Genomic DNA, 25,547 nt, shown 5'->3' with positions numbered 1-25,547 from the left:
TGAGTGGTCGTGTTGAGCGGGGCGCGGCTTTGCTCGCCGATCCGCAAAACGGACACTAGGGGCACGGACATACGCTGGCCTCGCCGGCACCATACGTTTTCGTAAGGTTTGCAAAGCGCGATGGCATTCCTGCCGGAAACGGGTAGCTTGGCGATGCCGAATTGTAGGCGGAAGCAACGGACTTCAGGCATGTGGGTATTGGTGGTCGAAGACGACCGGCGGGCGGCCGATTACGTGGCGAGAGGGTTTATCCAGGCTGGCCATTCTTGCGATGTCGTTCACGACGGGCGCGACGGGCTGTTTCAGGCTACGCGCGAGGCCTATGACGTCGTCATCGTCGACCGCATGCTGCCGGGGCTTGATGGCTTGTCTCTCGTCAAGGCTTTGCGGGCCGCGCGGATCAGCACACCGACGCTGTTTCTGACTGCTGTCGGCGGGGTCGATGATCGCGTGGATGGACTGGAGGCGGGTGGGGATGACTATCTGGTCAAGCCCTTTGCCTTCTCGGAGCTTCTGGCGCGCGCGAACGCGCTGGCGCGGCGGCCGCGTCTGCAGGAGCAGAAGACCGTGCTGCGTGTCGCGGATCTGGAGCTCGATCTCCTGCGTCGGCAGGTGACGCGGGCAGGGCAGATCATCGACCTGCAGCCGCGCGAGTTTACGCTGCTTGAAGTGCTGATGCGCGGCGAGGGGCGGGTCGTGACGCGGACCATGCTGCTGGAGCGCGTATGGGATTTCCATTTTGACCCGAAGACGAGCGTGGTCGAAACGCATATCAGCCGCCTGAGGGCAAAGATCGACCGGCCGTTTCCGGTGCAGTTGCTGCATACGGTGCGCAACACGGGCTACAGTCTGCATGCGCCGCGTTAATCTCTTGCGCAGCACGCCCTTTCGCCTGGCGATGACCTTCGGCGTGCTTTTTGTCGCCGCCTTTCTGGTCGCCGGCGCGATCACCTATCACATGCTGAACAGCGGTCTCGAACGTCAGCTCGATGATACCGTCAACGAGATCTACAGCGCGATCGCCTCCACCTACGCGCAGAACGATGTCGAGGACCTGATCGCGGCGGTGAACACCTATTCGAGCTTGCGCTCGCCGGATCAGGGCGTGTTTTTACTCAGCGATGCCAATGGCACGCGGCTGGCCGGCAATCTGGCGCTTCCCGTGATGAGCGAAGGGTTGTCGAGCGTCGGTGCGCAAGCCCTGGGGTTGCCTGACGGACATTCCTATCGCGTGCGCAGCGGTCTTGTCGGCGGCAACCGGCTGGTAGTGGGCCGCAGTTTCGCGGAGAAGGAGAGGCTTGGCGAAATCCTGCTGGTAAGCCTCGGCTGGGCCGCCGGCGTCATCGTGCTGATTGCCGTTGGTGGCGGCGCCTTTTTGGCGACCAGAGCCCAGCGGCGGCTCGACGCGGTGGCGCGCACGATGATCGATGTCTCGAATGGCGAGCTTGCAACGCGTATTCCCTTGCGTGGGAATGGCGATGATATCGATCTGGTGTCCGAGAAGATCAATCATGCGCTCGACCGGCTGTCGGGGCTGGTGGAGGGCATGCGGCAGGTGAGCGCCGATATCGCGCACGAGCTTAAGACGCCGCTCAACAGGTTGAAGATGACGCTTGAGGACGCGGCGGAGCGGACCGATCGCGGTGAGCCGGTCGGGCAGCAGATCGCGGACGCCTGCATGGAGAGCGATCAGATCAACGCCACTTTCGAAGCGCTGCTGAGGATTTCCCAGATCGAGGCCGGTGCCCGGCGGGCGCGTTTCCAATCGGTCGACCTGACCGATGTCATGTCATCGGTCACGGAGATATACCGCGATGTGGCTGTCGATGTCGGTCAGACATTGCGTTTTGTCGTGCTCGATAGCTCCGGCATGCAAGTGATGGGCGACCGGGAACTGCTGGTCCAGATGTTCGTTAACCTGATCGAAAACGCCATCAACCACAGTGGAACGGGAACGCTGATCGAATTGTCGCTGGCGCGCCGCGACAGTCTGCTTCTGGCCCGAGTGGCGGACAATGGCGTCGGGATTCCGACCGCGGAGCACAAGAAGGTGTTTCGCCGGCTCTACAGGCTCGACAAGAGCCGCACATCCGCGGGCAGCGGTTTGGGGTTGAGCCTCGTCAAGGCTGTCGCCGATTTGCATTCCGCCGAGGTGGCTCTGGAGGACAACCAGCCCGGAACGCGCGTCCTGGTTCGCTTTCCCGTCCTGCGCTAGGCAGTTGGCGACGCTAGTCGCGCATCCTGAGTTCGTCGGTCTGCATCTGCAGCGAACCCAAGGTCTCGAGGAAGCTCATGCCGAGCAGGCTTTGGTCCAGTCGTCCGTCCTCGGCGACGCTGCCGGCGACGTTGTTGCGCACGATGGGGCCGATCGCCACTTCAGACAGCGTAACGGGTGCTGCCTGGGCGCGGCCGTTGGCGGTCATCACGCTCATTGAGTAAGTCAGGTTATCCGGGATGATGCCGACGCGCTCGGCGTCTTCGCGCGAAAGCGCGATCATGCTGGCGCCGGTGTCGACAAGCATCGTGATGGTCTGGCCGTTGATCTCGACATCGGCCTCGAAATGACCATTCAGCAGCTTGTGCAGGATGACTTCCTTGCCGCCCTCGCTGGTGGTCACGACCACGGCGCGGCCGGGAATGAGGCCGGCCAGCAGGCGGTTGCCGACGCTGAGCGCGTCGTAGCGGTAGAGATAGGCGGTGGCGAGGCCGAGGATCAGCACCAGCCAGATCATCATGTGGCGCATCGTCTCGCCGACGCTGATGCGCCGGCCCCATATGCCGGCGGCCAGCATGAGCGCGATGGGGAGAAGATAGAGCATGCGGCCGAAATCGTCGGTCCTGACGCCTAGGATCTTGGGGCTATCGTGATTGAAGAGCAAGATGAGAAGGCCGATGCCGAGACCGCCAAGTCCAATCGTCAGCCTGTTCATGCGGTGAGCTCCGTGCTTGCCATCGTCTCGCGCGACGCCGAGGGCGTTATCGCTTTCATCCTGGCGGGCAGCAGGCGCATGAGCGCGTGCCTCTCTTCATTTGAAAACGCTGCCCAGCCGGCAATCTCCTCGATCGTTCGGCCGCAGCCCGCGCAAAAGCCGCTGGATGAATCAATGGAGCAGATGTTGATGCACGGGCTTATCATGACAAATGATATCGTTGTTTCACAAAGCCATGGCAAGAGCGCACAATGCCGCCATCTCGGAAATTTGAGCGGTCGCGCCCAGCGTGTCGCCGGTGTGGCCGGACAGGGTCACGCGAGCCACTCTGGTAAAGATCATTGCGCTCAGGCCGCAGGCGAGCAGGGCGCAGATGAGCGGCAGAAGGCCGAGGCTCGGCCAGATCAATAACGCCGCCAGCGCGCAGGCCGAGACGACCGCCATCTGCATGACGCCTTCGCTGGGCTGGCCGACGGCTGCGGCCACGCCATCGGTCTTGGCCGGCGGCAGGCGGTGCCAGTGCCAGACCAGAGCGCCGCGGCTGATGCAGCCGATGGCGGGCAGGGCGAGTGCGGCGGCAAACGGCACGACGCCGCGCGCGATCGCGGCGATGGCGGCGGCGCGAATGGCGAAAGAGAGGATCAGCGCGATGGCGCCATAGGTGCCGATGCGGCTGTCCTTCATGATCGACAGCCGCTGGGCGCGGTCGCGACCGCCACCGATGCCGTCGGCGCAATCGGCAAGGCCATCCTCGTGCAACGCGCCCGAGATGATCGCCTGAACCGCCAGCGCCACCAGCGCCGACATCAGCCGGTCGGCGTGCAGGCCGAGCATGACGAGCAGAACGACTGCGGGCAGCAGGCCGATGATGATGCCGGCAACGGGAAAGGCGCGCGCGACGCGGCCGAGTTTTCCGTCATATCCCGCAAAGGCCGCGCTAGGCATGGGAATGCGGCTCAGGAATGCGACGGCGCGCGCGATATCCGCCACATAGGTTGCGATGTTCATGGCGCGTCCGCTCCCGGGGATGATGTCTGGCGCTTTTTAGAGTTGTTCCGCTTCGCGGCTGGATTTAAGAGTGGCCGCGAAAGAAGCTGATTTGCAGCCATAAGACAAGTTTACAGACGAGACAAGGAAGCCGCATCCATGAGCGTTTCAGGCCTGCCGTTCGACGATTTCCGGACACTTCTGCGCGATCTGCCGGGGCCGGATCCACGGGCGCTTGTCGCTGCCCGCGAGCGCGATGCCCAGTTGACCAAGCCGCCGGGCTCGCTCGGCCGCCTGGAAGAAATCGCTTTCTGGCTCGCTGCCTGGACGGGCCGCACGCCCGCCGTCAACCGGCCGCTGGTGGCGATCTTCGCCGGCAACCATGGTGTCGTGAAGCAGGGCATCACGCCGTTTCCTCCGACGGTGACGCAGCAGATGGTCGAAAACTTCGCTGCCGGTGGTGCTGCGATCAACCAGATTTGCGTGGCCTACGATCTCGGACTGAAGGTGTTCGACCTGGCGCTCGATTACCCGACCGGCGACATCACCGAGGAGCCGGCGCTCTCCGAGCGCGATTGCGCCGCCACCATGGCCTTCGGCATGGAAGCGATTGCCGGCGGCACCGATCTGCTCTGCATCGGTGAGATGGGCATCGGCAACACGACGATCGCCGCATCGATCAACTACGCGCTCTACGGTGGCAATGCTCGTGACTGGGTCGGCCCGGGCACCGGCTCGGAAGGCGACATGTTCGAGCGCAAGGTGGCAGCCGTCGAAAAGGCGGTGGCGCTGCACAGCGATCATCTCGACGATCCGCTGGAGATCATGCGCCGCCTCGGCGGCCGCGAGATCGCAGCCATGGCGGGCGCGATTCTTGCCGCGCGCGTCGAGCGCATCCCGGTGCTGATCGATGGCTACGTGGCAACGGCCGCCGCCGCCATCCTGCAGGCGGCCAACCCATCGGCGCTCGATCACTGCCTGATCGGTCACGTCTCCGGCGAGCCGGGCCATCTGAAGGCGATCGAGATGCTCGGCAAGACGCCGCTTCTGGCGCTCGGCATGCGGCTCGGCGAGGGCACGGGGGCAGCGCTTGCCGCCGGTATCGTCAAGGCGGCTGCGGCATGCCACTCCGGCATGGCGACCTTCGCGCAGGCAGGTGTGACAAACCAGCACGAACACTGAACTCATCGCCCGGGTTCAGGGGCGACGTTCAGGTTCGTGACAGGTTTATGACAGATGGCTTGCGACGCGAGCGTGTACACGCTATTCGCATTTTTCTGATATGAAGCGGCAGGCATTGCCGCCATCGACCTGACGACGAGGACGCCTGATGAAACCTGCCGTGACCAAACTCACCGGCATCAGCCACTTCTTTGCTGCCGCCAGTTACTCGCTCGGCGGCTTCAAGCGACTGATCAAGGAGGCCGCGTTCCGGCAGGAGCTACTCTTCGCCGCCGTCGCGCTGATCCTGCTTCTGGCAGTGGGCGCGACGCTTTTCGAACTGATGGTCGCGGTCGTCCTGTTCCTGATCGTCTTCGCCATCGAGGCGCTCAACACCGCGATCGAGGAAGTCATCGACCGCATTTCGCCGGAGATATCGAGCGTCGGCAAGCACGCCAAGGATCTCGGTTCGTTCGCCGTTCTCTGCATGCTGACCGCGTGCGGCATCTTCATGCTGTTTACGATCGGCAAGCATTTGATGTTCGGCTGAGGGCCGGTTACCCGTCTGTGATGTAATCGGTTGTGTTTACGCCGTAAGTGCATCTTTTGAGTGTTCTCAATGTCCGCCATGGTGCCCTCCAGAGCAAAAGAGGGAGGCGGTCGTGGCCGTAGGCAGCGTTCTAGAAACTGAGCGTTCCGAGCGTGAGGAGGCTGAGCGGAACAGGCATGCGGTTCTGCTCGCGATTGTCGGCGCTGTCGTAACGACGGCTACGCTTGGCTTCATGGCTCTGGCGCAACTTGGCGATTGGGTTGCCGCGATCGGCATAGGCGGGCTGATCGTGTTTGTCGGGATTTCTATCGGCGGATTGCTTGGCTTTCTCTTTTCCGTTCCGCGGATACTTGCGAAGGACAATCCACCACCGGCGCCTGCCGCCAAAGAGACAGCATCTCGGACGAAAGCTGCTGCGGTCAATACGGCCCTGAAGAGAGAACGACTGCTGGGTTCGAATACCAACCTAGAGCGAATATCAGAGTGGTTGACGACGATGTTGGTCGGCGTGGGGCTGACGCAGATAGGCTCGCTGGATCGCGCGTTTAACCAGTTCAGCGAATTCTTGAGCAATAAAGCGCAGGTCTTCATCATTGACGGACAAGCCAGCGCAGGCGCACTTCCCGCAGTGGGGCCGTTTCTTCTGGTCTGCGGTCTCGTTAGTGGTTTCATCTTCTTCTACATCTACACCCGCATCTACCTGTCGCCTCTCTTTCAATATGTGGAGATCAGGCTCTCGGAGGAGATCGGCGACCTGCCGCTGAAGACGGATGTCCCGGATTTCAAGGACGCGGCGGCGATGATCGGGGAGGCGTCAATGAGTGTGCCGATGGCCTACACGTCGGTTGCTGATGAACTCTCGATCAACGACAGTCTCGAGATCATCAAGAATGTGCTCTATCAACCACAGGGCTATCGGAACGCAATCACGCTCGGCAATAAGCTCGTGAAGACACCGGCGGTCAAGATCGCTTACTACTGGTACCTGATGGCGGCCGCATACGGCCAGAAATTCCATGCGCTGCGAGGGGCGGGAGCCCCGGAGGGCGAGCAACGGCTTGCGCGTCTGGCGGTGCTTGATGCGGCTCGTAAGGCTGTGCGTCTGAATTCGAACTTCAAGACGGCACTCGCCGAACTCGCGGATGCCGCCAGCTACGACAACGATCTGCAGGACTTTGCCGACGACAAGGACTTCAAGGCGATCGTTCGATAGCGCTATCCCTCAAGCAAAACTGCGACGCTTGCGGGACACAGCCTGGGCGTCTTCGACAGCCGGAACCGACTGCAGCACGCGTCGTGCCGGCAGGATGGCGATGACTTCGGTGCCTTCGCGGAGCTTGGATTTCAGAATGAACTGGCCGTCGTGCTTGGCGAGGATCGCCTGAACGATCGGCAGGCCGAGGCCGGTGCCTTGTTCGGCGCTCTTGATTGCGATCGAGCCCTGGCCGAAGGCGGAAAGGACGACCGGGATTTCGTCTTCGGGAATGCCCGGCCCGTTGTCCTTGATCGAGATGTACTGGCCGCCGCCGGCCGTCCAGCCGACCTTGACCATGATCTCGCCGCCCTGCGGCGTGAACTTCACGGCGTTGGACAGGAGATTGAGGATCACCTGACGCATCGATTTCTCGTCGGCCCAGACGGCCGGTAGTTCGAGCTCGAATTGCTGCGAAATGGTAATGTTCTTGCCGCGGGCGCGCAGCTGCACCATGCCGATGCAGTCTTCCGAGATATCCAGCAGCGAGATTGCCTCTTCGCTGAGCTCGTACTTGCCGGCCTCGATGCGGGAAAGGTCGAGGATTTCGTTGATCAGGTTCAACAGGTGCTGGCCCGAGCGGTGGATGTCGCTGGTATATTCCTTGTAGGTCGGGTTGTTCAGCGGTCCCATAACTTCCGCCGACATCACCTCGGAGAAGCCGAGGATGGCGTTCAGCGGCGTTCGCAGCTCATGCGACATGGAGGCGAGGAAGCGGGACTTGGCGAGGTTTGCCTCTTCTGCCCGGCGACGGGCTTCGTCGGACATGGACTTGGCGACTTCAAGCTCGGCGATCAGGTCGTCTTTTTCCACCTGGTAGGAGAGGATGCGCAGGTTCTGCTGGAAGAGGCGGTCGCTGATATAGTGGAAGAAGATGACGGTCGTGGTCAGCGTCGCGGTCAGGCTGATTTCGAGGATTTCGCGGGAAATTCCGGATTTGGCAACGAGGGCGAAGACGACCGGCGAGAAGGTCACCAACACGCACAGCGTCAGCATGTAGTTCCACATCGCCGTCAGCGAGAGCGCGATCAGAAGCGTCGCGCCCTTGTAGAGCACGAGGTTGGCCGGCTCGCAGGCGGCGCAGTCCTGGATGGCGAAATAGGCCCAGCAGCAGCCGATCAGGAACTGGCCGAGCAGCAGCAGGCGGCGCCATTTGCGGGTGCGGATCGCCGTCATCTCGCGCTTGCGGGCGCGGCGCGCGAGAAACACGTTGGCGGCGTGGGCCGTCAGCGTCAGTATGGCCCAGAGCACGATCTGGGTGTCGCCGGTGAAATAGATGCCGAGGATCGCGATGATGATCACGAACAGCGGGATGATCGAGGCGCCCTGCAGCACGGCATTGATATAGAGGTTCAGCACATCGCGATCGAAGGCGCCGCTCGGTGCATGGCTCGATTGCAGGCGCTCACGCGTCACCCGCACAGCCTTTGCGACGGGCTTGTTGCGGTGACTCCGTGATTTGTCGACGATATTCTTATCTGTCGATGTGCTTACGCCGTTACTCATTATACACGTGACGCTTGATCTGCGGATGCTTGCACACTAGGGCTCAAATATTAAGAAGTTGTTTGCCAATTTTCCCAAGGGTTTGTTTTTGAAGGAGGCGAAACCGTGACGCGGGGTTTCAGAACCGTTCGTGACGGTGTGACGGCGTTCGCGCTGCTCGCGTTTATCTGGCTGATCGCCGCCAAGCTGAACGATTTCCCCGAGATTTCCCACTCCGGCCGCTTCCACGCCGCCGATGGAGACAGCCTCACGATCGGCGAGGAGAGGATGCGGCTGAAGGGGATCGATGCGCCCGAGCTTGCCCAGACCTGCGAGCGTGGTGGAGCGCGGTGGCCTTGCGGGCAGGAGGCCAAGCATCTGCTGCAAACCCTTGTTGCCGGCGATGATGCGCGCTGCGTGGGAACCGAGAGGGATCGGTTTCAGCGTTTGCTGGTGGTGTGCCATGCTGGTGGGGTGGATATCAATGCTGTGATGGTGAGGAGGGGCATGGCGGTTTCCTACGGCGCTTATGGTGACGAGGAGGCCGAGGCGCGGGCGGAGAAGATTGGTCTTTGGGCCGGCGCTTTCGAGAGGCCGCGTGACTTCCGCGATCACAGACAGGATACCGGGCGCTCGGGCGGCGTCAGAGGGTTTTTCGGATGGTAGGCGCGCCGGATGGGTTGGAGGATATGCGTGAGGCGATCGCCGGCTGCCGAATCTGTCGTGACGCGCCGCTGCGCGGGCTCGATCATCGGCTGCCGCATGAGCCACGGCCGGTGGCGGTGATTTCAACCAAGGCGAGGATACTGATCGCGGGGCAGGCGCCGGGGCTGAAGGTGCATGAGAGCGGCATTCCCTTCAACGATGCATCGGGCGACCGGTTGCGCGAATGGCTGCGGGTCGATCGCAACACCTTCTATGATCGCGACCGCTTCGCCATCGTGCCGATGGGCTTCTGTTTTCCGGGTTATGACGCCAAGGGCAGCGATCTGCCGCCCCGGCGGGAATGCGCGCCGCGCTGGCGCTCGCCCGTGATCGCGGCCATGCCGCAGATCGAACTGGTGCTGGTGATCGGGCAATATGCGCAGGCTTGGCATCTAGGGAGCGAGCGGCGCGGTAGCGTGACCGAGACGGTGCAGGCATGGCGGGAGATCCTGTTTGCCAACCGATCGCCGGCGATCCTGCCGCTGCCGCATCCGAGCTGGCGCAACACAGGCTGGATCAGACGCAATCCATGGTTTGAAGAGGAATTGCTGCCGGCCTTGAGGGCACGCATCACAATGCTTGTGAACTGAAACAAATTTCTTTCAAACGACCGGAATCGCGCTATACATAGAAAATAATTCGTAGGGGTGGGGATAAATGGACCGTCTTGATCGCAAAATTCTGCGTCTTTTGCAGGAAGATTCTACGTTGGCGGTTGCCGATCTCGCAAAGAAGGTCGGCCTTTCCACGACCCCTTGCTGGCGCCGTATCCAGAAAATGGAAGAAGACGGCGTCATCAAGCGCCGTGTGGCCATTCTCGATCCTGAGAAGGTCAACACCAAGGTCACGGTTTTCGTCTCCATCCGCACCGCGACGCATTCGATCGAATGGCTGCGGCGGTTTTCGGAAGTGGTGGCGGACTTCCCTGAAGTCGTCGAATTCTATCGCATGAGCGGTGACGTGGATTACCTGCTGCGCGTCGTCGTGCCGGATATCGCGGCCTATGACGCCTTCTACAAGCGGATGATTGCAAAGATCGAAATCCGCGACGTCTCCTCGGCTTTTGCGATGGAGCAGATCAAGTACTCGACGCAGCTGCCGCTCGACTACATGATCCTCGACACATCGAAGTCCAACGAAGACTGAGTTCAGCCCTTGAGGACTGAGCCCTTCATTTGAACGCGGGCGAGAATTTTCTCGCTCGTCAGTTCCCTTGCTGCATCCTTGCCGATCCATCGGGCGGTCTTGTCCGCGCCGGCGGCCAGCCGCTCCGCAAGTGTAAACGCGAAGGCGTGGCAATGCTGATTGCGCTTGCCGATGTTGCGGAGCGCCCAGTTGACGGCCTTGCGAACGAAGTTGCGCGGATCGGTGGCGTGGCGCTCGATGAGCGGCAGGAAGCCGATGAGCGTTTCGTCCGGCTCCGTCTTCATGTGAACGGCGGCGCTGGCGATCATTGCAAAGGCGGTGCGGCGGACGAATTCGCGATCATCCGCGGCCATATCCGGGATTAGCGAGAGCAGTCTTGCCTTGATAAAGAGGTCGGCTGCGGTATCGACAATCTCCCAGGAGTGGAAGTCATCGGCCCATTTTCGGGCTTGTGTCTCCGTCAGCTGCTTCGGGTCGGCCGTGTAAAGCGCGAGTAGGCGCGCTTCCCTGATATCGCTTTTCCAAAGTTCCAACGCCCGCGCGTGGTCTTTCTTCACCGTGCGGGCGATCGCCTGCACGACCGGGTTGGAGATGCCGAGCGCCGTATCGGTCACGATGCCGAAACGGCGCATTCCTGATATCGCTTCCTCCGAGCGCAACGTGCGCAGATGCGCGATCAGATCCGCTGCGCTGGAGGAGGGACCGATCATTTTTCGAGGCGGGCGAGCAGCGAGGACGTGTCCCAACGATTGCCGCCCGTGGCCTGGACGTCGCCGTAGAACTGGTCGACGAGAGCGGTGAGGGGCAGCTTGGCGCCGTTGTGGCGGGCTTCGTCGAGCACGATGCCGAGATCCTTGCGCATCCAGTCGATGGCGAAGCCGAAGTCGTACTTGCCTTCGTTCATCGTCTTGTGGCGGTTCTCCATCTGCCAGGAGCCGGCAGCACCCTTGGAGATGACGTCGACGACCTTCTCGATATCGAGGCCAGCGCGCTTGCCGAAATGGATACCCTCGGCGAGACCCTGGACGATGCCGGCGATGCAGATCTGGTTGATCATCTTGGTGAGCTGTCCGGCACCCGGCGCGCCCATCAGCCCGACCATGCGGGCGAATGCGTCGATCACAGGCTTGGCCTTCTCATAGACGGCGTCCTCGGCACCGCACATGACCGTCAGCACGCCATTCTCTGCGCCGGCCTGTCCGCCCGATACGGGGGCGTCGATAAAGCCCACGCCCTTCTCCTTGGCGGCGGCGTAGAGTTCGCGGGCGACATCGGCGCTGGCGGTGGTGTTGTCGATCAGGATCGCGCCCGCTTTCATCGTCTGCAGAACGCCGTCCTTGCCTGAAGTCACCGAGCGGAGATCGTCGTCATTGCCGACGCAGGTGAAGACGAAATCGGCATCGCGGGCGGCCTCGGCCGGCGTCGGGGCCGATTTGCCGCCGAATTTCTCGGCCCATGCGGCCGACTTGGCGGCGGTGCGGTTATAGACAGTGACATCATGGCCGCCTTTCACCTTCAGGTGACCTGCCATGGGAAAACCCATGACGCCGAGACCGATGAATGCGACTTTTGCCATGTACCTATCCTTTCATGAATGCGTGCTTGAGGAGTAGCCCAAATAGGCCGGGGCGAAAAGCCGCCGAAATGATGCGAGGCGTTCGGCTTGGAACAAAATTCCGCTCAAGGCCCGAAATCGGGTCAGGATAATTTCGAGTGGGCCTAAAATCACAAACATAATTGTCGATCTAATTTATAGATTTCAGCAGAATTTCCCCATCGCAAACACAGCGGCTTCGGAGATCGGACCCGAAACACGCTGATAGAAAGGGGACAGCTATGATTTCTCGTCGACAGACACTGGGTCTTCTTGGGGCCGCTGCAGCAACCGCGGTACTGCCCGCCATCCGGCCGGCGCGCGCCGCTGCCACCGAGTTTCGCATCGGCTGGCAGAAGAACGGCGTGCTGGCGCTCGCCAAGCGCAGAGGGGCGCTGGAGAAGCGGCTTGCCGACAAGGGCATTACGGTGAGCTGGTCCGAATTCACCTCGGGGCCGCCGCTGCTGGAAGCGCTGGGGGCCGGTGCGCTCGATTTCGGAGCGACGGGCGATGTGCCGCCGCTATTCGCGCAGGCGGCCGGCGGCCAGCTCTATTATGTCGGCACCTATCGCGGCAGCGCCGCCGGCTCGGCGATCGTTGTTCGCAAGGATTCCGATATCAAGACGGTCGAAGACCTCAAGGGCAAGAAGGTCGCCTTCAAGCGCGGATCGAGCGCCCATAACGTGACTGTCAAGATCCTGCGCAAGGCCGGCCTCAAGATCGATGATGTCGAGCCGATCGATTTGTCGCCGCCGGACGCTGCGGCCGCCTTCAAGAACGGCAGCATCGACGCATGGTCGATCTGGGATCCCTATCTCGCCATTGTCGAGGCCGATCCGCAGACGCGTATCCTGTCCACCGCCGAGGGGATCGTGCCGTCCTACAGCTACTTCCTCGCCAATGCCGGCTTCACAGATGCGAACGGCCAGGTCGTCAGCGATGTGATCGATGAACTCGCCAAGGTCGGCCGGTCCGCGCAGGGCAAGCTTGACGACACGATCAAGGAGCTCTCGGAGATAACAGGCGTTCCCGTCGATATCACCCGCGTGACGCTGACACGGGCGGGCGCCGATCTCGGCGGCGTGTCGACGATAAGCGACGATGCGGCGGCATACCAGCAGGCGTTGGCCGACGAGTTTTACAATCTCGGCATCGTGCCGAAGCAGCTCACCGTCAGCAATGCCATCTGGCATCCCGCCAGCTAAGCCGTCTTCCATACAAGGATCATTTCCATGAGCAATAAGCACGATCCCATCAATTTTCTCTGGTTCATCCCGACATCGGGCGACGGCGCCTATCTCGGCTCCAACGATCTGAACCGCGCGCCGGAATTCGACTACCTCACGCAGATCGCTCAAGCCGCCGATCGTCTCGGCTATTCCGGCGTGCTTCTGCCCACCGGGGTGTCCTGCGAGGAATCCTTCGTGACGGCGGCGGCACTTGCGACCAAGACGGAGAAACTGCAGTTCCTCGTCGCCATTCGCCCCGGCACGGCATCGCCCGCCTATTACGCGCGGCTGGCGACGACGCTCGACCGGATTTCGAACGGTCGTCTGCTGCTCAATATCGTCGTGGGCGGCAGCCCGGGCGAACTTGCCGGCGACGGCATCACGCTGGCGCATGACGAGCGCTACGCCCATGCCGACGAGTTCTTCACGGTGTTCGAGGAATTGCTCGAGAAGGGTGTCGCCAGCTACGACGGCAAGTACATCAAGGCGACCAATGCGCGCCTCGGCTTCCCCTCCGTGCAGAACCCGCGTCCGCCGCTCTATTTCGGCGGCTCCTCGGATGCCGGTATCGATTTCTCGGTCGGCCGGGTCGACAAGTACCTGACATGGGGCGAGCCGCCGGCGCAGGTGGCCGAGAAGGTTCAGAAGGTGCGCGCCGCCGCCGCAGAGAAGGGCCGCGATGTCAGCTTCGGCATCCGCCTGCATTTCATCGTTCGCGAGACCGACGAGGAGGCCTGGGCCGCAGCCGACCGGCTGATCTCCAAGCTCGACGACGAGACGATCCAGGAGGCGCAGCAGCGCTTCGTCAACGAGTCCGACTCCGTCGGCCAGAAGCGCATGGCCGCGCTGCATGGTGGCCGCCGCGACAAGCTCGAAGTGTCGCCCAACCTCTGGGCGGGCGTGGGGCTGGTGCGCGCCGGCGCCGGCACGGCTCTGGTCGGTTCGCCGAAGACGGTGGCCGCGCGGCTGCGCGAATACCAGGATGTCGGCATCGATACGGTGATCGGCTCCGGCTACCCGCATCTGGAAGAAGCCTATCGCGTCGCCGAACTGCTGTTCCCGGAACTCGGCATCACCCGCGAGGAGCAGCGCCACGGCTTCGACAGCGACTTCGGCAAGCGCCAGGTTTTCGCTGGTGGCAGCCATGGCGGCAATCTCAAGGTGGTCTCCGGATCCTGATCGAACGGATGCGCTGCCGGCCACACGCTGGCAGCGCTTCAACGGACGCATGTCTGCCAACGGGCTTGAGACCGTGGCGACACAGAGGCGAGGAAGAACTCGATGTCGACATTCGATACGCCGATCGGCCGCGCGCTGACGGAGCGGACAGCGGGCAGGACGGCTCCGAAGCTTGGTTTCCGGCTGCCGGCGCCCGGGCGCGATCGGTTGCTGCCCTATCTGGTCCCGCTTGCCATCATCGCGGCATGGCAGCTTGGCTGTTCGCTGGGTTGGATCTCATCGCGCATCATGCCGTCGCCGGCCGATGTCGCCGTGGCCTTCTGGTCGACGACGCTCTCAGGGCAGCTGCCGCACGATATTCTCGTCAGCGCGGGCCGGGCCTTTGCCGGGCTCGTCGTTGGCGGGGCGATCGGTTTTCTGCTGGGGATCGCCAATGGCGTCTCCAAGCTCTCCGAACAGCTGACCGATACGACGCTGCAGATGCTGCGCACCATTCCGCATCTGGCGATGATCCCGCTCGTCATCCTGTGGTTCGGGATCGGGGAGGAATCGAAGCTCTTCCTGACCTCGCTCGGCGTGCTGTTTCCGGTCTATCTCAACACCTATCACGGCGTGCGCAATGTCGATCGCGATCTGATCGAGATGGGCCGGGTCTATGGGATGAGCAACTGGACGCTGTTTCGCAAGGTGGTCTTTCCAGGCGCGCTTCCGTCGATCTTCGTTGGGCTGCGCTATGCGCTCGGCATCATGTGGCTGACGCTGATCGTCTCGGAATCGATCGCGGCATCATCAGGGATCGGCCACATGGCAAACAATGCCCGCGAGTTCATGATGACCGATGTCGTCGTACTGGCGCTCGTCATCTACGCGCTTCTCGGCAAGCTCGCTGATGTCGTGGCCCGTTCGCTGGAGCGCCGGGCGCTCAGGTGGAACCCGGTCTATCAGAAGTAGGAGAGAGGCCATGACCCTTATCGCACATGAGCGCTTCCAGGGCGCTGCCGATGCGCCGGAATATACGATCGACGGGCAGCACCCTGCACGCACTGGTGCCGCCGCGATCACCCTGAAAGGGCTTGAGAAGAGCTTTGGCGCCAACAGGGTGCTCAGGGGGATCAACCTGCACATTCCGGCCGGGCAGTTCGTCGCCATGATCGGCAAGAGCGGCTGCGGCAAGAGCACGCTTCTGCGCACTCTCATGGGCCTGGACGCGCCGACGTCGGGCGAGCTGACCTTCGATACGCCTGATGGCGGCGAGGCCAATGCGCGTATCGTCTTCCAGGAGCCGAGGCTGCTGCCATGGCTTGATGTTGCCGACAACGTCGCGGTCGGGCTTGGCGACAAGGTCGACCGGCGCCTGGCGGCGCGGGAGGTCGAGGCCGTGCTCTCGGAAGTGCAGCTTGCGGAAAAGGCCGGCGAGTGGCCGGCGCGGCTCTCGGGCGGGCAGCGGCAGCGCGTGGCACTTGCCCGCGCGCTGGTGAGCCGTCCCGGTGTCTTGGCGCTGGACGAGCCGCTCGGCGCGCTCGATGCGCTGACGCGGATCAGCATGCAGGAGTTGCTTGCGCGCGTGTGGCGCGAGCTTGGCTTCACCGCCGTGCTTGTTACGCATGATGTCAGCGAGGCCGTGCATCTGGCGGACCGGGTGATCGTGCTCGATGAGGGCAGGGTGTCGCTCGACCTCGCCATCCCTCATCCGCATCCGCGCCGTCACGGCAATGCCGAGCTGGCGGAGCTCGAGGGGCGGTTGTTATCGGCCATTCTCGGTACGGATGGCGGTCACTGATTGGTGACGGGTGCGCTTCAGGCCTCGGCGTCGCTCGGCTTGAAGCGGGCGGGCAGGTTTTCCTTGTATGGATAATATTTGAAATAGGGCATGGCTTCCTCAAGCACCCTGGCCACCGACGGGTGCTGCATCAGGCGCGCGTGATAGGCTGCAAGCTTGGGCAAGTCGCTGCCGTATGGCACCAGCGTCTCTGCGTAGAACAGTCCGGGTGCAGCGGCGCAATCGGCCATGGTGAAGCTCGCACCAGTGATCCAGCCTTCGGCCGCAAGTTTGTGCTCGATCACGGCATAAGCGCGCCTGAGCGCTTGACGCGCCTCTTCCGTCCGGGCCTCGCTTCCGTCCGCCCGCATGCGCTCGCTGACGATCTGCTGCATCGGTTCCTGAACGTAATGATCGAAGAATCGATCCCAAAGCCGCACATCCAGCGCCGCGTCGAAATCCTCTGGGATCAGCTGCGCGCTGCCGGGATGATAGCGGTCGAGATATTCGATGATGATGGAGGTCTCGAAAACCGTTCGGTTTCGACCCTTGTCCTCAAGCGCCGGCATCTTGCCGAGCGGCGAGAGCGCGAGAAAGGCCGTGCGCGAGGCTTCGTCGCCGAGATTGACGAGCACGTGCTCGAACGGCGTGCCGCTTTCGTAGAGCGCGATCAGCACCTTGTGGCAGAAGGAGGCAAGCGGATGCTGATGCAGGACGAGTGTCATGAGAACGGATCCTTCGCGCCATTCCGGGATGTCGAATGGCGCGATATCAGCATGTCGTCATGTAAGCGGCAAGCGATTATCCGTCTGCGGGCGCTTTAGCGCAGCTTGGCGATCACCAGGTGCCCCGGCGTCGGCTGGCCTTCTTCCATGCGGACGTTGATGTTGGTGATCTCGATCAGCTCAAAGCCGGTGGCGTCGAGGCGTTCGCGCACGTAAGCCTCGGAGTGTGCGAAGCGCTGGTGCGGGCCGACCATGTAGGCGCGGCCGGCGAGCTTTTCGGCGGGCAGAGTTTCCGAGGAGAAGATGAAGAGGCCGCCCGGTGTCAGGTTCTCGGCGGCGCCGAAGAACAGCGGCTCGAGACCGCCCAGATAGGGCAGGACGTCGGTGGCGGTGATGATGTCGAAGGGCTCTTCGTCATTGTCGTCGAGGAAGTCCTCGACCTCGGCGACGAACAGGGTCTCGTAGAGGTCCTTCTCATGGGCGATCTCGACCATGTTTTCCGAGAGATCGATGCCGGTCATCTCCTCGCAGAGGTCGCGCAGCGTGCCGCCGGTGAGACCGGTGCCGCAGCCGAGATCAAGCAGGCGCTTGAAGGGGCCGAGGTTCAGCGCCTGCAGGCGCTGGCGCACCAGCATCGGCACGTGGTAACCGAGCTGCTCGACGAGAACATCTTCGAAGACTTCGGCGTGCTGGTCGAAGAGGGTTTCGACATAGGCGTCTGGGGCCTTGGCCGGCGTCTCGCCACGGCCCATGGCGGCGATGCGCACGGCAGCGCCGCCGTGATCGTCGGGATCGATCGCCAGGACTTCCTCGTAGGCCTTGACGGCGGCATCGACGTCGCCGGCCTTTTCCAGCGCCAATGCGCGGTTATAGGCTTCCGCGAGTGCCTCTTCGTCGATCTTCTGGGCCATGTCTGCTCACCATCGTTCGTTTGTTGCCCTGCCTCTAAGGCGAGCGGCCCGGTTTTGCAATGGCGACGTTGATGGCGGCTGCTCAGTTGATGATGAACTCGCCTTTCAGTGCGCGCCATTCCGTGGCCGAGATCAGCTTGCGGTGAATGTAGCGCACCGAGTGCAGCGGTCCGTCCAGCGTCTCCTGCCAGAACTTCAGGAAGCTGCGCATTTCGGGAAAGTCGGGAGCAAGATCGTAATCCTGCCAGATGTAGGTTTGCAGGATCGCGTGATGATCCGGCATGCGGTAGAGGATCTGGGCCGTCGTCAGGCCGTAACCCTGAAGCTGTCTTTCCATGTCCTTGTGCATTTGATGCCTCGCTGTTCCCATTCGGCGCTTATTAGTGTCCGTTTAAATGAGAACATGACATGGTTACGCGAAGCTTGCGAAAAGGCTACAAGAAAATGGATATCATTATTTATTTTCAATAACTTGGCAGCTCTCCGTCGAGAGTGCTGCCAAGGGGCTCATCGTTTCAGGTGCCGCGTCAGGCGGCGCTCGATCCAGTTCCAGAGGTGCCTCAGGCTTTCGACCATGGCGAGATAGAAGATCGCCGCCCAGAGATAGGTCTGGTAGTCGAATGTGCGCGAAAAGGCGTAGCGCGTTTCACCCATGAGATCGAGCACGGTAATGATGGCGACGACGGCCGATCCCTTGATCAACAGAATGATCTCGTTGCCATAAGGGCGCAGCGCGACGATCAGCGCCTGCGGCAGCACGATCTTGCGGAAGGCGATGATCTTGTGGATGCCGAGCGAGGAAGCGGCCTCATGCTGGCCGCGCGGTACGCTCTCGATGGCGCCGCGCAGGATCTCGGCCTGATAGGCGGCGGTGTTGATGGTCATGGAGAACAGGCCGCAGTACCAGGCGTCGCGGAAGAACCACCAGAGGCCCACGGCTTCCAACTGCGGCCGGAACTGGCCGAGACCGTAGTAGATCAGGAAGAGCTGGGCGAGCAACGGCGTGCCGCGGAAGACGTAGACGTAGCAGAAGGCGAGCCCGTTGATGACCTTGTTCTTCGACATGCGGGCGAAGGCCAGGGGCACGGACAGGACGGCGCCGCAGACCACGGAGACGGCAACCAGCACGATCGTGGTCATCAACCCGTGCAGATAGCGCGGGCCGTAGCGGGTGAATTTCTCGACATCCCAGCCCTCGATGATCATGCCGATCAGCGCGATGGCGAGAATGATCCACAGGCCGACGACGAGACAGCCCATGACGCGGGCAAGCGTCAGCGGCTTATCGAGGTTTTTCGGGGCCGGCTGCGGGGGGATCAGGACCTCTGCGTGGCTCATCGGCTAATCTCCGAGCGCTTCGCCCAACGTTCGATATAGCGCAGGCCGAACGAGGAAATGATGGCAAGCCCGAGATAGATGCCGCAGGCCAGTGTGTAAAACAGAAACGCCTCCTTGGTGACCTTCACCGCAACGCCCGTCTGGCGCAGCACGTCGGCAAGGCCGATGATCGAGACGTATGAGGTGTCCTTCAAGAGGATCATCCAGAGATTGACGAGGCCGGGAAGGGCGATGCGCACCAGCTGCGGCAGGATGATCAGCACCATCGTGCGGCCGCGATGCAGGCCGAGCGCGTCGCCGGCTTCGTACTGGCCCTTCGGGATGGCGCGGAAGGCCGACAGGAGCACTTCCGAGCAATAGGACGAGAACACGACGGACAGAGCGATGACACCGGAGACGAAGGCGTTGATCTCGACGCGGCCGTCATAGCCCACCCAGGCGAGCAGCGACTGGAGCAGGATCTGCATGCCGTAATAGATGATGAACAGTGTCAGCAGTTCGGGCAGGCCGCGGAAGATGGTGGTGTAGATGCCGGCAGCAAGGCGTACCGCCTTTTCTTCCGATTGCTGGCCAAGCGCCACCATGAAGCCGATCAACAGGCCGATCGGGAGCGTCACGAGGGCGACGGCGACCGTGACCTTAAGGCCGGCGGCGATCTCATCGCCCCAGCCGGTGTCGCCACAGGCCAGAATCGTCGATTGGCCGAGCCATGTGAAAATGCCGACGGGTCCGCAAAGCGGGTCAAACACATATCCAATCCAGGTCCAGAGCGAACCCAGTGCGGAGGACAATCCGCCCATGCCAAGTTTCCCCTCGCGGCTTTTGCCGCCTTGATATTGCACTCTTTGTCAAACAAAAATGGCGGAAGGGCAAGCCTCCCGCCATCGCATTTGTTTCAGGACTACAGCTTATTCGGCGCCGTAGACGTCGAAATCGAAATACTTGTCCTGGATCTTCTTGTAGGTGCCGTCGGCACGGATCGCCGCGATCGCTGCGTTCAGCTTTTCGCGGAGCGGATCGCCCTGGCGAACAGCGATACCGGCGCCAACGCCGTTGATTTCCTTGTCGACCGGCAGGGTCGTGAGGATCTTGCAGCATGCGCCGGCGTCCGACTTGACCCACTGCGACAGAACGACGACGTCGTCGATAACGGCATCGACGCGGCCGTTTGAGATGTCGAGCTTGTACTCGTCAGCCGTCGGGTAGAGCTTCAGCTCGGTGTCGGCGAGGTGCTTTTCAGCGTAGTTGGCGTGCGTGGTCGAGGTCTGCGCGCCGATCGTCTTGCCCTTCAGGCCCGCAACGTCGGTGACGGTGGAGTCCTTCGGCACGGCGACTGCCGGCGGGGTGTTGTAGTACTTGTTGGTGAAGTCGACGAGCTTCGAACGCTCAGGCGTGATCGACATCGACGAGATGATCATGTCGAACTTCTTGGCGTTGAGGCCGGGGATGATGCCATCCCAATCGCTGCTGACGATGGTGCAGTCGGCCTTCATCTGGGTGCAGAGCGCGCGGGCGATGTCCATGTCGAAGCCGAGGAACTGGCCGCTTGCGTCAACATATTCGAAGGGCGGGTAGGTCGAGTCCGTACCGATGACATACTTCTCGCCATCGGCCATTGCCGAGCCCGCGAAAAGAGACATCGCGGCGATCGAGGCGGCTGCGAGAAAACGGGTGGAGATATGCATGTGAGTCCTCTCTGTTGGTTACCGCATGCCATCCCTTTGTTTTTTTGGTGGCATGAAGCAGGACGCTGCTTTGCAACGCCTTGCCGCGATAATCAAACCTTTTTTACGCGGATTGCAACTGCTTTCACTGCCTTGTCGTGCATCGCAACTATGGCGAAGCTGAACGTTTGCAGACCGTCATATTCATACCGGGTTAATGCGGCAATTCTTAAGACCATGGAACGAATCCTGGCGTGCTCAGTTTAGCAAGGCTTGTTTGCGTGCCGAAAAGAGACGTCGTTGCGAACGCGAAGAATAAACAAGGAACGAGGAAACCTTATGGGAATGAAATCCAGATTGTTTGCCAGCGCGGCCTTTCCGCTTTTGTCCCTGTCGCTTGTGCTGCCTCCGGCGCACGTGTTTGCGGCAGCGCCGAGCGTTGAAGAGGTCGGAGCAGGCCATCGGGCCGTCGCGGGCAGCGTCGAGGTCGCGCAGGATGCGACTTCCGAAGAGGAGCTCCTGAAGAAGCGTCAGCAGCAGGAACAGGAACAGCAGCAGCAAGCGCCGGCTGAAGCGCCGAAGGCCGCTGAACCTCCGGCTGAGCCGCCACCGGCACCCAAGCGCGAAGCACCCGCCGAAGCTCCTCCGGCTACCGCCGAACCGGCGCCACAGGCCGAAGCGCCTGCCGAGAAGCCGAGAAAGCGCCAGCCGGCAGCAGAGCAGCCTGCCGCTGAACCGCAGGCAGCCGAGCCCGCCCAGCAGGAAGCGCCCGCTGAAAAGCCGCGCCGCCAGAAGCAGCCCGCCGCCGAACAGCAGCAGGAGCAGGTAGCACCGAGCGCCGAGCAGCCGGCTGAAAAGCCCCGCAAGAAGCGCGACCAGCAGCCGCAGCAGGAAGAAGCCGCGCCGCAGCAGCAGCCCGCCGAGCAGGCCGCCCCACAGGCGGAACAGCCGCAGGCCGAGCAGGCGCAGCCCGAACAGGCAAAGCCGCCACGCAAGAACGGTAAGCCGGCCGCCGCCGAGGGCAGCGAACAGCCCGCAAAGCCACACAAGAAGCCTGCGGCCGAAGCACCGCAGGCCGAGCCTGCTCAAAAGCCGGCCGCGGAAACCGCGCCCGCAACCGAGCAGCCAGCTCCCGACAACGCCGCCAAGCCGCAGGAAGCACCTGCGGGCAAGGCGCCCGTTCCGGCTCAGCAGCCTGCAGAAGCGCAGCCCCAGCTGGCGCCCGGTCAGGCCAAGCCCGGCGAAGCACCCGCACAGCAGCAGGGCGAACAGGTTGCTCCCGGCCAGCCGGGCGCACCAGTCGGTCAGCCCGCCGATCAGGCCGGCCAGCCGCCGGCAGGTCAGCCACCCGTTGCCCAGACCGAGCAGCCGATCCCAGCTCCTGAGAAGGTGACGCCGCAGGAGCTCGAGCGCCGCAAGGAAATCGCCGCCGACCCGAGCAAGAGCACGGAGACTGTGGTTCTCCCGGTGCAGAACGGTGCAGCCGTTCTCGACAGCGACAAAGATGCGGATCGTTCCGGCGGTGTGCAGTCGCGTCGTGACCGCGACAAGCAGCGCGGCCAGGAGCAGCAGGTACGCGTGCCGAAGTCGGACGCCGACGCGCAGTTGGCGGCACCGGGTGCAGCCAAGCCTGCGCCCATCAAGATCGAGGCGATCACCGCCGAGCAGGGCCAGCGTCTGGACCAGCGTCCGCAATTTGCCCGTCCCGACGGTGCGAATTTCGGCCAGCGTGGTGACGACAACCGCGTCATCATCCAGTTCAACAACCAGACCTATGTTCGCCATGATGACGACAGCCGCTTCCTGCGCGACGGCGAGCGTCCGATCTACGAGCAGCTGCCGCGTGACCGCTATCGCGAGACGATCGATCGCGACGGCTACCAGATCGTGACTGTACGCAACCGCTACGGCGACATCATCCAGCGTTCGCGGATCGACAATCGCGGCCGCGAGCATGTGCTCTATTACACGCCTGACCTTTACGACAATCCCGACCGCGACTACTTCGAGGATCCGGGTGCCGATCTGCCGCCGATGCGCCTGCGCATTCCGCTGCAGGACTACATCATGGATACCAGCAGCGACGACAATCGCGACTATTACGACTTCCTGCGCGAGCCGCCGGTCGAGCCTGTCGAGCGTGTCTATTCGCTGAACGAAGTGAAGTATTCGGCCCGTATCCGCGACAAGGTTCGCCGTATCGACTTGGATACTGTGACCTTTGCGACCGGTAGCGCTGAGATCCCGATGAGCCAGGCGCGCAGCCTGCGCAAGGTGGCCGACGCGATCAACGAGGTGCTGAAGAAGGACCCGACCGAGACCTTCCTGATCGAAGGTCACACGGACGCTGTCGGCTCCGATCAGAGCAACCTGATCCTGTCTGACCAGCGCGCGGAATCGGTCGCCAACGTGATGACCGACGTCTACGGCATCCCGCCTGAAAACTTGGCGACCCAGGGCTATGGTGAGCGTTACCTGAAGGTCAACACGCAGGGACCGGAGCAAGAAAACCGCCGCGTCACCATTCGCCGCGTGACGGCGCTGGTGCGGCCGGTGGCCTCGCGCAACTAAGAGCGCGCAGCAGTATCGACAATGAGGAGGCCGCCGGGCGATCGGCGGCCTTTTTCGTTGCCGCAGGGCTTATTTCAGAGGCGGGAGAGCGACGGTTGCCGCGATGAAATCGGCGATGGCAAGCGTGTCGTCGAGGTCGAATACGGGCAGGGCATTGTCCGGCAGCGGATGATCGGCGGCGATGGCGACAATGTGGGGATCGCCTGACGCCAGCGGCTCGCGGTTTGCCGATTCCAGCCGGCGGGCCTCGATCTTCGGGATCGGCTCGCGCTTGTAGCCCTCGATGAGGACGAGATCGCAGGGGGCGATACGGGCGAGGATTTCCTCGAAGCTCGGTTCGGCCGCGCCGCGCAACTCATGCATGATGGCGTAGCGTGTGCCCGAGACGATCGTCACCTCATGGGCGCCGGCCTGCCGGTGGCGGTAGCTATCGGCGCCGACCTTGTCGATGTCGAAGTCATGATGGGCATGCTTGATCGTCGAAATCCGGTAGCCGCGGCGGGTGAACTCTTCGACGAGGCGAACCGCAAGCCCTGTCTTGCCCGAATTCTTCCAGCCGGAAATGCCGAAGATCTTTGGCCGTTCGGTCATGTCAGCACCTTCATCCAGCGCTCGGCCTCGGCGAGGTCATCGGGCGTGTTGACGTTGAAGAACGGGTCGAGCAGGGTTGCCCGCGTCGGGCGCAGCGGGAAGGCAACTTCCGTAACGTCATGCCGTAACAGGAAGTCGCGAACGCGGCGCTTCTCATCGGTTGCGATCCAGCTTTCGAGGTCGTCGGCAAGCGCCACCGGCCAGAGGCCGAAGACGGGATGGCTGCGGCCCTCGGAAGTGGCGATGGCGATCCGTTTGGGCGTGTCGATGGCCGCTGCCAGCCAGTCGACGAGATCGTGCGGGAAGAACGGGCTGTCGACGGAGACGGTTGCGACATGCGTGACGGCGGGCAGGCTTGCGCCGTGCGCCATGGCGGCGTGGATGCCGGCCATCGGGCCGGCCTTGCCGGGGACGATATCGGGAATGAAGGGGCGGTTGCAGCGATCGGGCGCGGCGTCGGCATTGACCGCGACGGAGATGACCTGCGGCGACAGCTGCTCGATGACGCGATCGAGCAGCGTTCGACCAGAAAGTGGAACGCCTGCCTTGTCGCGGCCCATGCGCGAGGAGCGCCCGCCGGCAAGCACGACGCCTGGAATGTTGGATCGGTCGAGCGTGAAGCCGCTCGCTGGGGAAATGATCGGGGGCTTGGCCATCAGACCGGTACTCTCGGTTCGGATTCCTGTGCGACCGGCGCGCCGCGCCCCTTGGCCTCACGATAGAAGGTGTAGAGCCCGGAGGCGATGACGATCGCGGCGCCGATCACGGTCCATGCATCCGGGATCTCGGCGAAGAACAACCAGCCAAGCAGGGCCGAGAAGATGAGGCTGGTATAACGCAGCGGCGCGACGAAGGAGATTTCACCGGTGCGCATGGCGACGATCACGGACTGGTAGCCGATGAGCACGAGGACCGCTGCCAGAACGATATGGGTCAGCGAGGTGGCGCTGACCGGGCGCCAGCCGCCGAGAAGCGGCGTCAGCAGCGCACCGAATATGGTGACGGACACAGCGGTGATTACCGTGATCATCAGCGAGGGAATGCTGGGATCGATGCCGCGTGTCGCCAGATCGCGACCGGCGGTCACCAGGACGCTTACGATGCAGATCAGGGCCGCGGCATTGAAGCCGTCGGCGCCGGGGCGGACAATAATCATCACGCCAGCCAGGCCGGCGAGAATGGCCAGCAGCCGGCGCCAGCCGACCGGTTCCCCGAAGAAGAGCACCGCACCGACGGTGACGACGAGCGGCAGGGACTGCAGGATGGCCGAGGCGTTCGCGATCGGCATCATGCCGAGCACGGTTATATAGGTGACCGCCGCCAAAATCTCGCAGCCGACGCGAAGCGCGACCATCGGCTCAAGAACGATCCGCCAAGAGCGCAAGGCTCCCATCCGCCGGGCGACGACAAAGACCAGGACACTGGTGAACAGACCACGCAGGCACATGATCTGGCCGGCATTCATCTCTGAAATCACGGATTTCGACAGGGCATCGCTGGCGGAAAAACCCGCCATGGCCGCCGTCATGTAGATTGCACCCTCAGTATTGCTCGACCGCGGCATTTAGAAATTCCGATTCCATCCCGCGGACTTCTTAGTGCCTGCCGCGTGCGATTGAAATCAAATCGGTGCCACACCCGAGATAATTCGATTGCGCAGTGCACAATGGCGCTACTTAACCTACCGCGCGCGGCGGGTCACCCGCCGGTGACGCTCATATGGCGGCTGACGGCGGGGCGGTTATGGGTGCGGTCGATGATGAAGTCGTG

28 protein-coding genes are annotated in these 25,547 nt (G+C 62.6%); 13 read left to right on the top strand and 15 right to left on the bottom strand.

Annotated elements, in window-relative coordinates; genetic code table 11:
• Positions 1–189 precede the first annotated feature (189 nt).
• Complete coding sequence (locus B3605_RS12120; protein WP_112941684.1) at positions 190–867, top strand: winged helix-turn-helix domain-containing protein; 678 nt, start codon at positions 190–192, stop codon at positions 865–867.
• Positions 854–2,215, top strand: a complete 1,362-nt coding sequence (locus B3605_RS12115; RefSeq protein ID WP_112941683.1) for a HAMP domain-containing sensor histidine kinase — start codon at positions 854–856, stop codon at positions 2,213–2,215. The genes B3605_RS12120 and B3605_RS12115 overlap by 14 nt, the downstream gene beginning before the upstream one ends.
• 13 nt (positions 2,216–2,228) lie before the next feature.
• Here B3605_RS12115 and B3605_RS12110 read toward each other — a convergent pair whose 3' ends face one another.
• Genes B3605_RS12110 through B3605_RS12100 form a run of 3 tightly spaced genes read right to left on the bottom strand, consistent with a single transcriptional unit; the run spans position 2,229 to position 3,938 of the window.
• Positions 2,229–2,930 carry a TIGR02281 family clan AA aspartic protease gene (locus B3605_RS12110; protein WP_112941682.1) on the bottom strand — a complete coding sequence of 234 codons (702 nt, stop codon included), beginning with the start codon at positions 2,928–2,930 and terminating at the stop codon, positions 2,229–2,231.
• Positions 2,927–3,136 carry a DUF1289 domain-containing protein gene (locus B3605_RS12105; protein WP_112941681.1) on the bottom strand — a complete coding sequence of 70 codons (210 nt, stop codon included), beginning with the start codon at positions 3,134–3,136 and terminating at the stop codon, positions 2,927–2,929. The genes B3605_RS12110 and B3605_RS12105 overlap by 4 nt, the downstream gene beginning before the upstream one ends.
• Before the next feature lie 19 nt (positions 3,137–3,155).
• Positions 3,156–3,938, bottom strand: a complete 783-nt coding sequence (locus B3605_RS12100; protein ID WP_112941680.1) for an adenosylcobinamide-GDP ribazoletransferase — start codon at positions 3,936–3,938, stop codon at positions 3,156–3,158.
• A gap of 138 nt (positions 3,939–4,076) precedes the next feature.
• On the opposite strand from B3605_RS12100, the gene cobT reads away from it, so the two are divergent.
• The 3 genes from cobT (at position 4,077) to B3605_RS12085 (ending at position 6,841) form a co-directional block, all read left to right on the top strand.
• A complete protein-coding gene (cobT, locus tag B3605_RS12095; protein ID WP_112941679.1) occupies positions 4,077–5,099 on the top strand; it encodes a nicotinate-nucleotide--dimethylbenzimidazole phosphoribosyltransferase in 1,023 nt (340 codons plus the stop codon).
• A gap of 148 nt (positions 5,100–5,247) precedes the next feature.
• Positions 5,248–5,628, top strand: coding sequence for a diacylglycerol kinase (locus B3605_RS12090; protein WP_112941678.1), 381 nt, complete (start codon positions 5,248–5,250; stop codon positions 5,626–5,628).
• A gap of 112 nt (positions 5,629–5,740) precedes the next feature.
• Positions 5,741–6,841: a hypothetical protein gene (locus B3605_RS12085; protein ID WP_112941677.1), complete on the top strand. Its 1,101-nt coding sequence runs from the start codon at positions 5,741–5,743 to the stop codon at positions 6,839–6,841.
• 9 nt (positions 6,842–6,850) lie between these two features.
• Here B3605_RS12085 and B3605_RS12080 read toward each other — a convergent pair whose 3' ends face one another.
• The gene (locus tag B3605_RS12080; protein WP_112941676.1) at positions 6,851–8,386 is read right to left on the bottom strand and encodes a sensor histidine kinase; all 1,536 of its coding nucleotides are present in this window, start codon (positions 8,384–8,386) and stop codon (positions 6,851–6,853) included.
• Between the two features lie 105 nt (positions 8,387–8,491).
• Between B3605_RS12080 and B3605_RS12075 the strand changes: the two genes are divergently transcribed.
• The 3 genes from B3605_RS12075 to B3605_RS12065 all read left to right on the top strand — a co-directional run bounded on the left by B3605_RS12075 (position 8,492) and on the right by B3605_RS12065 (position 10,216).
• Positions 8,492–9,031, top strand: coding sequence for a thermonuclease family protein (locus tag B3605_RS12075; RefSeq protein ID WP_112973306.1), 540 nt, complete (start codon positions 8,492–8,494; stop codon positions 9,029–9,031).
• On the top strand, positions 9,025–9,660 hold the full coding sequence (locus tag B3605_RS12070) for a uracil-DNA glycosylase family protein (protein ID WP_112973307.1): 636 nt from the start codon (positions 9,025–9,027) through the stop codon (positions 9,658–9,660). Before B3605_RS12075 ends, B3605_RS12070 begins: the two co-directional genes overlap by 7 nt.
• 67 nt (positions 9,661–9,727) lie before the next feature.
• Complete coding sequence (locus tag B3605_RS12065) at positions 9,728–10,216, top strand: Lrp/AsnC family transcriptional regulator (RefSeq protein ID WP_112941673.1); 489 nt, start codon at positions 9,728–9,730, stop codon at positions 10,214–10,216.
• Positions 10,217–10,218: 2 nt separating this feature from the next.
• On the opposite strand, the gene B3605_RS12060 is transcribed toward B3605_RS12065, so the two are convergent.
• The gene (locus tag B3605_RS12060; protein WP_112941672.1) at positions 10,219–10,926 is read right to left on the bottom strand and encodes a DNA alkylation repair protein; all 708 of its coding nucleotides are present in this window, start codon (positions 10,924–10,926) and stop codon (positions 10,219–10,221) included.
• Positions 10,923–11,792: an NAD(P)-dependent oxidoreductase gene (locus B3605_RS12055; protein WP_112941671.1), complete on the bottom strand. Its 870-nt coding sequence runs from the start codon at positions 11,790–11,792 to the stop codon at positions 10,923–10,925. Before B3605_RS12055 ends, B3605_RS12060 begins: the two co-directional genes overlap by 4 nt.
• A gap of 260 nt (positions 11,793–12,052) precedes the next feature.
• On the opposite strand from B3605_RS12055, the gene B3605_RS12050 reads away from it, so the two are divergent.
• The 4 genes from B3605_RS12050 (at position 12,053) to B3605_RS12035 (ending at position 15,998) form a co-directional block, all read left to right on the top strand.
• Entirely contained in the window at positions 12,053–13,015 is a 963-nt protein-coding gene (locus B3605_RS12050) for an aliphatic sulfonate ABC transporter substrate-binding protein (protein ID WP_112941670.1), read from the top strand.
• A gap of 27 nt (positions 13,016–13,042) precedes the next feature.
• Complete coding sequence (gene ssuD / locus B3605_RS12045; protein WP_112941669.1) at positions 13,043–14,218, top strand: FMNH2-dependent alkanesulfonate monooxygenase; 1,176 nt, start codon at positions 13,043–13,045, stop codon at positions 14,216–14,218.
• A gap of 102 nt (positions 14,219–14,320) precedes the next feature.
• Complete coding sequence (locus B3605_RS12040; protein WP_112973309.1) at positions 14,321–15,169, top strand: ABC transporter permease subunit; 849 nt, start codon at positions 14,321–14,323, stop codon at positions 15,167–15,169.
• A 10-nt stretch (positions 15,170–15,179) separates the two neighbouring features.
• Positions 15,180–15,998, top strand: a complete 819-nt coding sequence (locus tag B3605_RS12035; RefSeq protein ID WP_112941667.1) for an ATP-binding cassette domain-containing protein — start codon at positions 15,180–15,182, stop codon at positions 15,996–15,998.
• Positions 15,999–16,015: 17 nt separating this feature from the next.
• Here the strand turns inward: B3605_RS12035 and B3605_RS12030 are convergent, their stop codons facing one another.
• From B3605_RS12030 to B3605_RS12005, 6 genes are all read right to left on the bottom strand, one after another.
• The gene (locus B3605_RS12030; protein ID WP_112941666.1) at positions 16,016–16,702 is read right to left on the bottom strand and encodes a glutathione S-transferase family protein; all 687 of its coding nucleotides are present in this window, start codon (positions 16,700–16,702) and stop codon (positions 16,016–16,018) included.
• Positions 16,703–16,797: 95 nt separating this feature from the next.
• Entirely contained in the window at positions 16,798–17,613 is an 816-nt protein-coding gene (locus B3605_RS12025) for a methyltransferase (protein ID WP_112941665.1), read from the bottom strand.
• Positions 17,614–17,695: 82 nt separating this feature from the next.
• Positions 17,696–17,962 (bottom strand): usg protein, encoded by a 267-nt coding sequence (locus B3605_RS12020; RefSeq protein WP_112941664.1) that lies wholly within the window; start codon positions 17,960–17,962, stop codon positions 17,696–17,698.
• Between the two features lie 158 nt (positions 17,963–18,120).
• Positions 18,121–18,951: an ABC transporter permease gene (locus tag B3605_RS12015; RefSeq protein WP_112941663.1), complete on the bottom strand. Its 831-nt coding sequence runs from the start codon at positions 18,949–18,951 to the stop codon at positions 18,121–18,123.
• Complete coding sequence (locus B3605_RS12010) at positions 18,948–19,751, bottom strand: ABC transporter permease (RefSeq protein WP_112941662.1); 804 nt, start codon at positions 19,749–19,751, stop codon at positions 18,948–18,950. Before B3605_RS12010 ends, B3605_RS12015 begins: the two co-directional genes overlap by 4 nt.
• A 108-nt stretch (positions 19,752–19,859) precedes the next feature.
• Positions 19,860–20,636, bottom strand: coding sequence for a transporter substrate-binding domain-containing protein (locus B3605_RS12005; RefSeq protein ID WP_112941661.1), 777 nt, complete (start codon positions 20,634–20,636; stop codon positions 19,860–19,862).
• Between the two features lie 318 nt (positions 20,637–20,954).
• Here B3605_RS12005 and B3605_RS12000 point away from each other — a divergent pair, with 318 nt between their 5' ends.
• A complete protein-coding gene (locus B3605_RS12000) occupies positions 20,955–23,186 on the top strand; it encodes an OmpA family protein (RefSeq protein ID WP_112941660.1) in 2,232 nt (743 codons plus the stop codon).
• Between the two features lie 69 nt (positions 23,187–23,255).
• Here the strand turns inward: B3605_RS12000 and mobB are convergent, their stop codons facing one another.
• The 3 genes from mobB to B3605_RS11985 are packed head-to-tail and all read right to left on the bottom strand — an operon-like array spanning position 23,256 to position 25,341.
• On the bottom strand, positions 23,256–23,777 hold the full coding sequence (gene mobB / locus B3605_RS11995) for a molybdopterin-guanine dinucleotide biosynthesis protein B (protein WP_112941659.1): 522 nt from the start codon (positions 23,775–23,777) through the stop codon (positions 23,256–23,258).
• The gene (gene mobA, locus B3605_RS11990) at positions 23,774–24,433 is read right to left on the bottom strand and encodes a molybdenum cofactor guanylyltransferase MobA (RefSeq protein WP_112941658.1); all 660 of its coding nucleotides are present in this window, start codon (positions 24,431–24,433) and stop codon (positions 23,774–23,776) included. The genes mobB and mobA overlap by 4 nt, the downstream gene beginning before the upstream one ends.
• Positions 24,433–25,341, bottom strand: coding sequence for a DMT family transporter (locus B3605_RS11985; RefSeq protein ID WP_112941657.1), 909 nt, complete (start codon positions 25,339–25,341; stop codon positions 24,433–24,435). Before B3605_RS11985 ends, mobA begins: the two co-directional genes overlap by 1 nt.
• Positions 25,342–25,547 lie beyond the last annotated feature (206 nt).

Origin of the sequence: Rhizobium sp. UBA1881, assembly GCF_002338015.1 — a bacterium.
GTDB lineage: Bacteria > Pseudomonadota > Alphaproteobacteria > Rhizobiales > Rhizobiaceae > Rhizobium.
The sequence above is the reverse complement of the archived record's forward strand: the minus strand, read 5'-3'. Positions and strand labels throughout refer to the sequence as shown.